Here is an 11,942-nt window from a genome sequence, read left to right as displayed (position 1 = left end):
CTTTGCGTTCAGCATATCTTCGATTGTGCGCCGTTCACGCAAATCCAGCTCCGTATGGGCCATCTTCCATTCTCCTTGCTTTCCAGCAAGATAGGGAATTTGTCGCAACCCAGTTTAGAATGTGCCCGCGTAGTTTGCGAAAGGGCATGTAATGAGGATTATGCTAAAAATATGAAGGTGAAATGGGCCGCGGGCATTGGCCCGCGGCCGCAAGGTCAGGCTTTCATCGGCTGCCCGGCAATATAGGTCTGCGCGATGGAACGGTCGTCGCCCAGGGTCTGCAGGATGAACAGCTCCTCCGACAGGGTCTCCGCCCGCTGCATCCGCAGGTCCATCGCGTGGGTGGCGCGGGAATCGAGCACCACGATGTCGGCCTCGGTGCCGGCCTCCAGCGTGCCGATCTTGTCCTCCAGCCCCAGCGCCACCGCGTTGCCGCGGGTGATCCAGTGGAAAGCGCGCAGCGGGTGCAGCTTCTGGTTCTGCAGTTGCAGAACCTTGTAGCCCTCATTCAGGGTCTGCAGCATCGAATAGCTGGTGCCCGCGCCGATGTCGGTGGCAATCGCATTGGTGATGCCACGGCTGCGCAGGCCTGCGTCGTCAAACAGCCCGCTGCCCAGGAACAGGTTGGAGGTCGGGCAGAACACCGGCTTGGCCTGGGTCTCCGCCAGCGCATCGATCTCGCGCGGCTTGAGGTGGATCGAATGGCCCAGCAGCATTTTCGGCGTCAGCAGCCCGTAGGACTGGTAGACATCCAGGTAGTCGCGCGCCTGCGGGTAGAGCTCGGCGGTGAAGGCGATCTCGTCGTGGTTCTCCGACAGGTGGGTCTGCACGTAGCAATCCGGATGCTCATTCACCAGCGCGCCCGCCATCTCCATCTGATCAGGGGTGGAGGTGATGGCAAACCGCGGGGTGATCGCATAGAGGCCGCGGCCCTTGCCGTGGTATTTCGCGATCAGTTCCTTGGTGTCGTCGTAACCGCTGACCGGTGTGTCCAGCAGCCCCTCGGGCGCGTTGCGGTCCATCAGCACCTTGCCGCCGATCATCCGCATGTTGCGGCGCGCGGCCTCGGTGAAATAGGCCTCGGCCGAGGTCTTGTGGACCGAGCAATAGGCTACCGCGGTGGTGGTGCCGTGGCTGGTCAGCAGGTCAAAGAAATGCCCGGCCATCTCAGCACTGTGGCCGGCATCGGCAAAGCGGGTTTCCTCCGGGAAGGTGTAATTGTTCAGCCACTCCAGAAGCTGCGAGCCCCAGGAGGCGATCACTTGCACCTGCGGGAAATGCAGATGGGTGTCGATGAAGCCGGCCATCAGGATGTTCGGGCGGTGGTCGATTACCTCGGCGCCTGCGGCCTGCTGGGCGAGATCGCCATAGCTGCCCCTGGCGAGGATCATGCCGTCCGCCACCAGCAGCGCGCCGTCCTCGATGAACTCATAGGCGCTGGTGTCCTCAGCCCCTTGCGGTTCGGCGGTGAAGGAAAGCACCCGCCCGCGCAGCAGCGTCTGTTTCGATGTCATGTCTTTGATGTCCTTGGTTCGCAGGCAGGGGGCACGCGGCCCCCTGCCCTTTGTCATTTGGGATTATTCGCCCGCCGGCAGGTGCGGCACATGGGGTTTTGCACCGTCCTCTTCGGTTTCCTCATGCTCCTCCGCCTTGTGGAAGATCGGATAGATGAACAGGAAACCGGCCGCGATCAGGTAGCCCAGGGCGATGCCGTTGAACTCCGGCCAATGCAGGCTGGCAGAGTGGATCACGCCGACCAGCGACATCACCGCCGCCGCCAGGGCAAAGCCGCCCGCGTTGCGGAAGTCGCCGTCGATCACGCTGGCCACGATGGCGCCCCAGATCAGACCGGTCAGGATGGCACCTTGGCTGAGGGCCAGATGGCCTTCGTAATGCGCACCCTGCTGCAGCAGCGCTGCGGTCAGCTCCGGATCGCCCAGCTGCGCCATGCCGGTGGCACCCAGTGCGCCCAGAGCGCCGGCCAGCGCGCCCCATTTCACCACCAGGAAGGCGGAGACATGCGGCATCATCGCGATGGTCACCGCGGCGATGTGGTCGGTCTTCACCGAATGCGCGGTATTGGTCACCAGGCTCAGCGCCACGAACACCAGAACCGGCGCGGCAGCGGCCACGGGGATCAGGTTATTGAGGAACGCCAGGAGGCCGAAGAAGGCGGCAAAGGGGATCACCAGGCCGACGCCGATGATATAGCCGGAGCGCGCGCCCATCCGCTTATAGGCCGGGTGGCCGATATAGGCGGTGGTCGGGAACGGCGAGCCGAAGACCGCACCTATCATGGTGCCGACGCCGTCGGTGACCTGGCACAGGCCCACCGGATAGTGGTCGCCCGCCGCTTCGGCGCTTTCGACGTTGTTCATGGTTTCGATGAAGTTGTAGATCTGCACCGGCACCAGAACCAGGAACAGCTCCGGGTTGGCAAACAAATGCTGGATACCGGCAATCAGGTCTCCGAAATACGGGATCGGCAGGTAGACGCCCACGCCATCAAGCGACACCGAGGCCTCGCCCATGCCAAGCGCCACAACGGTGCCGACGATCAGCGCCAGAAGGCCTGCCGGGATGTTGAACGGCAGCCGGTGGCGGCCCACCAGGCCCCACAGGATGATGATCATCGAGGCAAAACCGATGAACGGATTCTCGAAAATCGTTGCCAGCGGAACGGTGCCGATGAACACCAGCGCAATACCGCACAGGGTGCCCAGCATGCCCGCGCGCGGGGTCACACGCTTGAGCCAGGGACCGACGATGGCGCCCATCGCGGCGACGATACCGCCCATGAAGCCCGCGCCGATGCCCACCTGCCAGGCCAGCATGGCGTCATTGGTGGACCAGTAGATCGGACCGATCACGCCGAACAGATAGACGAACATCACCGGGGTCGAGATGCCATAGGGCAGCGCGGTCACGTCGCGCCCCTCTTTCTCGGCGGTGTGCTTGGCCAGCCAGGTGTAGACCGCGATACCGGCCAGGATCGCCACAGCGGCGCCGGGCACGATGCGGCCGAACACGATGTCCGCCGGCATGTTGAAGACAAACTGACAGATGCCCGAAAGCACGATCAGGTTGATCAGGTTGTCGGTGAACAGCGCCCAGAATGCACTGAAGTCATTCCGCGCGAACAGTTTGTACGTATAGCTCCGCCCTGTGGTCATGGCGGCCTCCTCCTATCAGAGGACGCAGTCCTTACCGGCTGATTGCTCCAGCCGTGTCTCCCTCTGCGTCCGGTTGCTTGCCCGTTCCGGGCAGGTCTGTGCTCCGTGATGGAGCGGACGCGGCAGTTTCAGAGGTCAAATCAGCGATCACTTCCGCCGCCACGAAGGCGGCGATGACGCTGGGCCGCTTGTCGCGGCTACCGCTTGCCCCGATGGGGCAGATGAGACGGTCGGTTCCCAGACCGTCGCAATGGTCCCGGCACCAGCGGCGGAACTTCTCCCGCTTGGTGGCCGATCCGATCAGGCCGACATAGCCCGCATCGCCGCGCTGCAGGGCAGCGGAGGCAAGCAGGAAGTCGAGCGCATGATCATGGGTGAGAACGACAAAGGCGCTGCCCGCGGGCGCGGTGGCGATGTCGATCTCGGGAATGGCACTTTGGCGGATTTCCACATCCGCGTTGCACAAGGCAAGTTCTTCGGCGCGCTGGTCAACCAGGATGCAGCGCACCGGCATATGCTGAAACAGATCCGCCAGCGCCCGGCCCACATGGCCCGCACCCATCACATAGACATGCGGCAGCGCCTGTTCCTCGGCCTGCTGCCGGGCAATGGCGTCCTCGCGGTCGGCCTGGCGCATCTGCGCCAGCGACATTTCCACCCGGCCGCCGCAGCACTGGCCGATCTCCGGCCCCAGCGGCACGTCCAGCGTGTCGCTGATCACATCCTGCTTCAGCATCCGCCGGGCGTGGTCGATGGCGATGTATTCCAGCTGGCCGCCGCCAATGGTCCCCCACAGGCCGTCCGCCGCCACAAACATGCAGGTGCCGGTTTCGCGCGGGGAGGACCCGCGGACGCGGGTCAGCGCGACCTGCACCACATGTTTGTGGCTGGACAGAAAGTCCTGGAGGGAGAGGCGGCGGGTCATGGCTCAGCCCTGCCCTTTGAGGGTTTCGATCGCCATCAGCACGCGCTCCGGCGTGGCGGGCGCATCCAGGCGCGGGCAGACCTTGTAGTCTGCAGTGCTGGCGACAGCCATCGACAGCGCCTCGAACACCGAGATGCCCAGCATGAACGGCGGCTCGCCCACGGCCTTGGACCGCTTGATGGTGCGCTTCTTGTTCACCGACCATTCGGCCAGCCGGGTGTTGAAGATGCGCGGCCGGTCGGATGCCAGCGGGATCTTGTAGGTCGAGGGCGCGTGGGTGCGCAGGCGGCCTTCGCCGTCCCACCACAGTTCCTCGGTGGTCAGCCAGCCCATGCCCTGGATGAACGCGCCTTCCACCTGGCCCTTGTCCAGGATCGGGTTCAAGGAGCGGCCCACGTCATGCAGGATATCGGTGCGCTCCACCCGGTATTCGCCGGTCAGCGTGTCGACGGACACTTCCGAGCAGGACGCGCCATAGGCGTAGTAGAAAAAGGGCTGGCCCTTGCCCGCCGCGCGGTCCCAGTGGATTTCCGGGGTTTTGTAGAAACCCGCTGCCGACAGGTGGACGCGGGCCATATAGGCCTCCTTCACCAGCTTGTCGAAGGGGATCACCTCGCCGCCGACGCGCACGCGGTTGGGCAGGAATTCGACTTCCGCCTCGGACACTTCATATTTCTCGGCCGCGAATTTGGTCAGCCGGGCAATTATCTGCTCCGCCGCATCCAGCGCCGCCATGCCGTTGAGGTCCGACCCGGACGAGGCCGCGGTGGCGGAGGTGTTCGGCACCTTCTCGGTGGTGGTCTTGGTAATTTTGATGCGCTCAAAATCCACCTGGAAGGCATCGGCCACAACCTGCGCCACCTTGGTGTTGAGGCCCTGCCCCATCTCGGTGCCGCCGTGGTTCAGGTGGATCGAGCCGTCATTGTAGACATGGATCAGCGAGCCCGCCTGGTTGTACCAGGTCGCGGTGAAGGAGATGCCGAATTTCACCGGGGTGAGCGCGATGCCCTTCTTGATGATCTTCGACTCCTTGTTGAAGGCGATGATCTCCTCGCGGCGCTTGCGGTATTCCGCGTTTTCCTCCAGCTCTGTGATCAGCCGGTCGAGGATATTGTCCTCCACCTTCTGATGGTAAGGCGTCAGGTCGCGGCCCTCCTCACCATAGAAGTTGACCTTGCGCACATCCAGCGGATCCTTGCCGAGGGCATAGGCGATCTCTTCGATCATCCGCTCCGCCGCAACCACACCCTGCGGACCGCCAAAGCCGCGGAAGGCGGTGTTGGAGACGGTGTTGGTCTTCATCGGACGGCTTTTCAGCAGCACGTTCGGGTAGAAATAGGCGTTATCCGCATGGAACAGCGCGCGGTCGGTGACCGGACCGGACAGGTCCGAGGAATAGCCGCAGCGCGCGGCAAAGCCGCCTTCGACCGCCTGGATGCGGCCCGCGTCGTCAAAGGCCACATCATAGTCGATCACGAAATCATGGCGCTTGCCGGTGGCGGTCATGTCCTGATCGCGGTCCGGGCGGATCTTCACGGGTCTGTTGTGCTTCTTCGCGGCAATCGCGGCCACTGCGCAAAACAGGTTCATCTGGCTTTCCTTGCCGCCAAAACCGCCGCCCATCCGGCGCACGTTGACGGTGACAGCGTTATTCGCCACGCCCAGAACATGCGCCACCATATGCTGCGCTTCGCTCGGGTGCTGGGTGGAGCAATGCACGGTCACATCCTCATCTTCGCCGGGGACGGCAAAGGCGATATGGCCTTCCAGATACATGTGATCCTGGCCGCCGACGGTCATCTGCGCCTGGATGCGGTGCGGGGCGTCCTTGCGGCCGGCCTCCACATCGCCGCGCTCCAGCTTCAGCGGGTCGGTGACCATCGGGTAGCCGGCCAGCTGTGCGGCAACCGGGTCCAGGGAATGCGGCAGCACCTCGTAATCCACCTGTGCCAGCTCGGCGGCACGGCGGGCGGCATCGCGGGTCTCGGCGATCACCGCAAACATCGGCTGGCCGTGGAATTCGACCTTCTCCGTCGGGAACACCGGCTCGTCATGCTTGCCAGTGGGGCTGATGTCGTTGACGCCGGGAACATCATCCGCAGTCAGCACATCCACCACGCCGGGCGCGGCGCGCACGGCGCTAAGGTCGATGCCCTTGATATTGGCGTGCGCGACGGTGGAGACACCCAGGTAGGCGTGCAGCGTGCCATAGGGTTCGGCGATATCGTCGGTGTATTCGGCGCGGCCCGTGACATGCTTGATGGCACTGTCATGCTGGCGGTCATGGTGCACGGCGCCGCTGATGGTCTGATGGTCTTTCATCTCAAATCCTCCTCAGGCGACGGCCAGCCGGACGGCACCGGCGGTTCCCGCATCATGTTCCAAGTAGAAGCGGCGCAGCAGGTTGCTGGCCGTCAGCGCGCGGTACTCCGCGGAGGCGCGCCAGTCGCTTAGGGGGGTGAAGTCCTGCTTCACCGCCTCGGCTGCGGCGTCAAACGCGGCCTCGCCCCAGGGCTGGCCCACCAGCGCGGCCTCGGCACCGGCGGCGCGCTTGGGCGTTGCCGCCATGCCGCCGAAGGCGATGCGCGCAGCAGTGATCGTGCCGTCCTTCACGGTGACGCTGACCCCAGCGGCAACCGAGGAGATATCCTCATCCCGGCGCTTGGAAATCTTGTAGGCGGCGTCGATCTGCCCGTCGCGGCGCAGCGGGATGCGGATCGAGGCCACGAAATCGCCCGGCTCTCGGTCCTGCTTGCCGTAGTCGATGAAGAAATCCTCCAGCGGCAGGGTGCGCGACCCGCCCTTCTTCTGCAGGGTCACCTCGGCGCCCAGCGAAATCAGCACCGGCGGGGTGTCCCCGATGGGGGAGCCGTTGGCGATATTGCCGCCGATAGTGCCCATGTTGCGCACCTGCCAGCCGGCGATCCGGTCCCAGTAGGCGCTCAGATGCGGGAAGGCATCGCGGATCGCTGCTTCGCTTTCGGTATAGGTCACACCTGCGCCGATGATCAGCGCTTCATCGGTCAGCTCGATCGCCTTCAGCTCTTCCAGATGGGCGACAAACACCACCGGGGAAATCGGCTTCATGAACTTGGTCACCCACAGGCCCACATCGGTGGAGCCTGCCACGATGGTCGCCTTGGGGTTCTCGGCCAGCACCTGCGCCAGATCGGCGGCGTCCAGCGGCAGGATGGCGCGGTCGTCCTCCGGGCCGGTCACGACGCGGGCCTGCGGCTGGATCGACTTCAGCTTGGCGGTCAGGCTGTCGCGCTCGGTGTTCAGGTAATCATTGGCCGGGGTGCCGTACTGGTTCACCGCAAGCGCTGCCTTCACGATCGGCTCATAGCCGGTGCAGCGGCACAGGTTGCCCTGAACGGCGGTTTCCACCTCAGCCTCATTCGGCTGCGGGTTTTCCATCCACAGCGCATAGAGCGACATCACGAAACCCGGGGTGCAGAAGCCGCACTGGCTGCCGTGGTATTCGACCATCGCCTGCTGCACCGGGTGCAAACGCCCATTGGGGCCGGACAGATGCTCAACCGTCACCACGTGGCAGCCGTTCAGCGACGCCAGGAAGCGGATGCAGGCGTTCACCGCCTCATAACGCAGCGCGCCATTATGCAGACGGCCCACCAGCACGGTGCAGGCGCCGCAGTCGCCCTCGGCGCAGCCTTCCTTGGTGCCGGTCAGGCGCTGCTCCAGCCGGAGGAAATCCAACAGGGTCGTGGTCGCCTTCACGTCCTTGACCGAAAGCTCCCGCCCGTTCAGCAGAAAGCGAATGTCGTTTTGATGTTCCATCTGGCCTCCAAGTAGTCGCTGGACAGCTTCTAGTTCTGTTGCATCATTTTTACCTTGTCCGACTGCATCGGTTAACGGCTGCAATCGCGAAAGGCTTTCAACACCCTGTTGAAAATGGTTAGGCTAATAGGTGCCGGAACCGGCGTATCTGCCGCTTGCCGCGGTAAAGGGCAAGCGGCGGGTGCGCCCCGTAAAGGTCTGTGAACCATGTCTTATCTGGAATCCCTGCGGGTCTTTACCCGAGTCGTCGAACTGGGCAGCATCACCTCTGGCGGGCGCGATCTGCGGCTGACGCCGGCGGTGGCTAGCAAACGGATCAAGGAGCTTGAAAAGCACCTTGGCGTGCGGCTGTTCAACCGCACCACGAGATCACTGACCCCGACCGAGGTCGGACAGCTGTTCTATGCCGAGGCCAAGAAGGTGCTCGAATCGATTGAGGACGCCGAGGCGGTGGTCTCGCAGTTCTCAGCCGCGCCGCGCGGGGTGATCCGGGTGACCGCGCCCCTGGGTGTCGGCCGCCGCATCATCGCACCCCTGGTGCCGGGTTTTGTCGAGGACTACCCGGCCACCGAAATCCGGATGCGGATGTCGGACCGCAAGGTCGATATCCTGGCGGACGGGCTGGACGTGGCGTTTTTCATCGGCACCCCGCATGATTCCACCCTGAAGATGCGCAAGATCGCCGATTGCACCCGGGTGCTGTGCGCCGCGCCGGACTATCTGGAGCGGCACGGCACGCCGCAGGTGCCGGAGGATCTGCTGACCGGCCACAATTGCCTGCTGCTGCGCTACCCGCGCTCGCCCGAGTATTTCTGGACGCTGTCGACCCCGGAGGGGCCGCGCAAGCTGGAGGTGTCAGGAAAGTATGACGCCGACGACAGCGACGTGCTGACCAACTGGGCGCTGGACGGCCGCGGCATCGTCAACAAGCCGCGGTTCGACGTGGCCGCGCATCTGCGCAGCGGCGCGCTGGTCGAGGTGCTGCCGGACACCCCGCCTGAGGCGACGATCTTCGGCTGCCTTTACCCGCACCGGAAACTGCAGGACCCCAAGATCCGCCTGTTTGTGGATTACGCGGTGAAACACGGGCTGGCCGCCTTCCGCCGCAGCGAAGCTGGCGGATAGCGCAAACGGCAAAGGCGGGCACCGCTGGCCCGCCTTTCCGGATACCAGGGTTCTCGCCTTAGCAGCGGTGCGGATTTTCCTGGCAGTAAATCAGGTTCGCCGCTGCGCCGACAGCGGCCCCCGTCACCAGATTGCCGTCCAGAACGGCGGCACCGGCAGCGCCGGCACCCGCGCCGTAGACCAGCCGCTCGCCGGTGGTGTCGCCGCAGGCGGCAAGAGTGGTGCAAAGTGCGAATCCGATGGCGATGGTTTTACTAAGCATCGTGTTTCCTCCTTCAACGTCCAAACCCCCGCAGTTTTCCGCGGTCCCGAACGGCCAGCCCCCGGTTTCTAGTGCCGGAGAAAGGGTGCCCGAAAGGGATTGGCGCTGTCTCTGAACAGGCCGGAAGCCCCGGAGATCCGGCGTAGTTGGGCAAGCCCTGTATCAGCATAACACACGGCGGGCCTGTTCGGTTCCATGGCTGCGCTGCTTTGGGGGTGCACTGGCGGTGTACAGGGGGTGCACGCCCGGTGCCGGACGAAAAATGGCCCCGCCACAAGGGCGGAGCCATCCGGATTGAAAGTGCTGATCTGCGTCAGTTCGCGGCCAGCGTGAAGGGCATATCCTGGGAGGCGCTGCCGTACCAGCGGCGGATCAGGGCGCGCTCCTCGTCCTCCATGTAGGTCACGTTGGCGGGCGGCATTGCGTGGGTGGCACCGGCCTGGAGGTAGATCTCCTTGGCGTATTTCGCCACATCGGCCGGGGTCTCCAGCAGCACGTTCTTGGGCGCGCGGCGGATGCCGTCATAGTAGGGCTCCCGCGCGTGGCACATGGCGCAGCGGCCCGGCACCACATTCATCACGTCCTCGAAATGCTGGTTGCTGGCAAAGATTTGCTCGGATTTGGTCAGCTCCCGCGCCTCGGATTCTTCGTAGGTGTCCTGCTGCAGCGGCGCCTGGCTCAGGATCATGATGCCGATGAACAGGATGGCGGTCACCGGCCATGTCCAGGTCGGGTTGCTGGTGCCTGCGTGGTTGCTGTTGAAGTAATGGCGGATGGTCACGCCCATCAGGAACACCAGCGCCGCGATCAGCCAGTTGTACTCGGTGGCAAAGGCCAGCGGGTAGTGGTTGGACAGCATCAGGAACACAACAGGCAGCGTCAGGTAGTTGTTGTGGGTCGAACGCAGCTTGGCGATCTTGCCGTACTTGGCATCCGGCGTGCGGCCTTCCTGCAGGTCCTTCACCACGATGCGCTGGTTCGGCATGATGATGAAAAAGACGTTTGCGGTCATGATAGTAGCGGTGAAGGCGCCCAGGTGCAGCATCACGGCGCGGCCGGTGAAGATCTGGTTGTAGCCCCAGCCCATGGCGACCAGCAGCACGAACAGCAGCACCATCAGGAAGGTCGGCTTGTCCCCCAGCGGCGACTTGCACAGGTAGTCATAGACCAGCCAGCCGATGCTGAGCGACGCGCCGGAAATCAGGATGCCCTGCCACAGGGCCAGATCGGCCTTGGTCGAGTCGATCAGGTAGAGCTCGCCGCCCGCCCAGTAGACGATCATCAGCAGGCCAGCCCCCGACAGCCAGGTGGCGTAGCTTTCCCATTTGAACCAGATCAGATGATCCGGCATGTTCTCCGGCGCCACCAGGTATTTCTGGATGTGATAGAAACCGCCGCCGTGGACCTGCCATTCCTCGCCATGCGCGCCGACCGGCAGATGCGGAACTTTCCGCAGGCCAAGGTCCAGCGCGACGAAGTAGAAGGACGATCCGATCCAGGCAATGGCGGTGATGACGTGAAGCCAGCGGACCGCAAAGCCCAGCCAGTCCCACATGATCACAAGCTCTTCCATTGTTCTCTCCTCATAAGCTTTGGCAAGGACACTAGAGCATGCCGCTATTTTCATGTATTAGGTAAAAAATCCAAGCTGTTTCAAAATAACACAAAGAATACGTGAATGGCCTATCTCGACAATATCCGCACCTTTGTCCGTGTCTATGAACTTGGCAACATGTCCGCCGCCGCGCGCGACATGCGGATCTCGGCTGCCGTGGCGTCGTCGCGGATTTCCCAGCTGGAAGAACATCTTAACGTGCGGCTGTTCCAGCGTACCACGCGGCTTCTGAACCCGACCGAGCAGGGCAACCTGTTCTACCGCGGGGCGGTGAAAATCCTGGAGGCGGTGGATGAGGCCGAGGCCGACATCAGCAGCGTCACCCAAACCCCGCGCGGCACGCTGTATGTGGCGGCGCCCCTGGGGCTGGGGCAGCGGCTGATTGCGCCGGCGGTGCCGAAGTTCAAGGAAGCCTATCCGCTGATCTCGATCCGGCTGCGGCTGTCGGACCGCAAACTGGACCTGGCGGCCGAGGGGCTGGATGCGGCGTTTTTCCTTGGCGTGCCGGAGGATTCCAATCTGCGCATCCGCAAAATCGCCGACTGCCCGCGGGTGCTGTGCGCGGCGCCGGAGTACATTCGGGAGCGCGGCCAGCCGAAGAACAGCGACGAACTGAAAACGGAGGCGCACGACTGCCTGAACCTGCGTTATCCCGGCGCGCCTGAGTTCCAATGGCCGCTGCGCAGCCACGACGGGGTCAAGCGTGTGACTGTCACCGGGCCGTTTGAATCGGACCACGGCGATGTGCTGACCAGCTGGGCGCTGGACGGGCATGGAATCATCCTGAAACCCGTGTTCGAGATTTCGGAGCATCTGGCCTCCGGCCGGCTGGTGCCGGTGCTGACGGAAGAGCCGCCGATCCCGATCCAGATGGCCTGCCTGTACGTCCACCGCCGCCACCAGGACCCCAAGGTGCGGCTGTTCATGGATTTCATGGTGGACCACATCCAGGCATCCCTCCCCTCAGAATGAAAAAGCCCGCCCCAGTTGCCTGGGACGGGAACCGCCGGCAGATGCCAAGCGGGAGGAGAGGTATCTCGGGGA

Annotated in this window: 9 protein-coding genes; 2 read left to right on the top strand and 7 right to left on the bottom strand. The window is 63.8% G+C overall.

What is annotated here, in order from left to right:
* Positions 1-215: 215 nt before the first annotated feature.
* The 5 genes from guaD to xdhA form a co-directional block, all read right to left on the bottom strand.
* Positions 216-1,514, bottom strand: a complete 1,299-nt coding sequence (guaD, locus tag AB1A62_RS21125) for a guanine deaminase (RefSeq protein WP_366663436.1) — start codon at positions 1,512-1,514, stop codon at positions 216-218.
* Between the two features lie 63 nt (positions 1,515-1,577).
* Positions 1,578-3,173, bottom strand: a complete 1,596-nt coding sequence (locus AB1A62_RS21120) for a xanthine/uracil/vitamin C permease (RefSeq protein ID WP_366663435.1) — start codon at positions 3,171-3,173, stop codon at positions 1,578-1,580.
* Between the two features lie 31 nt (positions 3,174-3,204).
* On the bottom strand, positions 3,205-4,098 hold the full coding sequence (gene xdhC, locus AB1A62_RS21115; protein ID WP_366663434.1) for a xanthine dehydrogenase accessory protein XdhC: 894 nt from the start codon (positions 4,096-4,098) through the stop codon (positions 3,205-3,207).
* Positions 4,099-4,101: 3 nt separating this feature from the next.
* Complete coding sequence (xdhB, locus tag AB1A62_RS21110) at positions 4,102-6,420, bottom strand: xanthine dehydrogenase molybdopterin binding subunit (RefSeq protein ID WP_366663433.1); 2,319 nt, start codon at positions 6,418-6,420, stop codon at positions 4,102-4,104.
* Between the two features lie 12 nt (positions 6,421-6,432).
* On the bottom strand, positions 6,433-7,896 hold the full coding sequence (gene xdhA / locus AB1A62_RS21105; protein WP_366663432.1) for a xanthine dehydrogenase small subunit: 1,464 nt from the start codon (positions 7,894-7,896) through the stop codon (positions 6,433-6,435).
* Positions 7,897-8,103: 207 nt separating this feature from the next.
* Between xdhA and AB1A62_RS21100 the strand changes: the two genes are divergently transcribed.
* Positions 8,104-9,021, top strand: coding sequence for a LysR family transcriptional regulator (locus tag AB1A62_RS21100; protein WP_366663431.1), 918 nt, complete (start codon positions 8,104-8,106; stop codon positions 9,019-9,021).
* A gap of 58 nt (positions 9,022-9,079) precedes the next feature.
* On the opposite strand, the gene AB1A62_RS21095 is transcribed toward AB1A62_RS21100, so the two are convergent.
* Both AB1A62_RS21095 and AB1A62_RS21090 read right to left on the bottom strand, forming a co-directional pair.
* Positions 9,080-9,283: a hypothetical protein gene (locus AB1A62_RS21095; protein WP_366663430.1), complete on the bottom strand. Its 204-nt coding sequence runs from the start codon at positions 9,281-9,283 to the stop codon at positions 9,080-9,082.
* A 313-nt stretch (positions 9,284-9,596) separates the two neighbouring features.
* Positions 9,597-10,856: a urate hydroxylase PuuD gene (locus AB1A62_RS21090; RefSeq protein ID WP_366663429.1), complete on the bottom strand. Its 1,260-nt coding sequence runs from the start codon at positions 10,854-10,856 to the stop codon at positions 9,597-9,599.
* A 105-nt stretch (positions 10,857-10,961) separates the two neighbouring features.
* Between AB1A62_RS21090 and AB1A62_RS21085 the strand changes: the two genes are divergently transcribed.
* Complete coding sequence (locus AB1A62_RS21085; RefSeq protein ID WP_366663428.1) at positions 10,962-11,870, top strand: LysR family transcriptional regulator; 909 nt, start codon at positions 10,962-10,964, stop codon at positions 11,868-11,870.
* Positions 11,871-11,942 lie beyond the last annotated feature (72 nt).

The organism is Leisingera sp. JC11, from assembly GCF_040704725.1.
GTDB lineage: Bacteria > Pseudomonadota > Alphaproteobacteria > Rhodobacterales > Rhodobacteraceae > Leisingera.
This window is presented reverse-complemented; position numbering and strand designations above follow the sequence as displayed.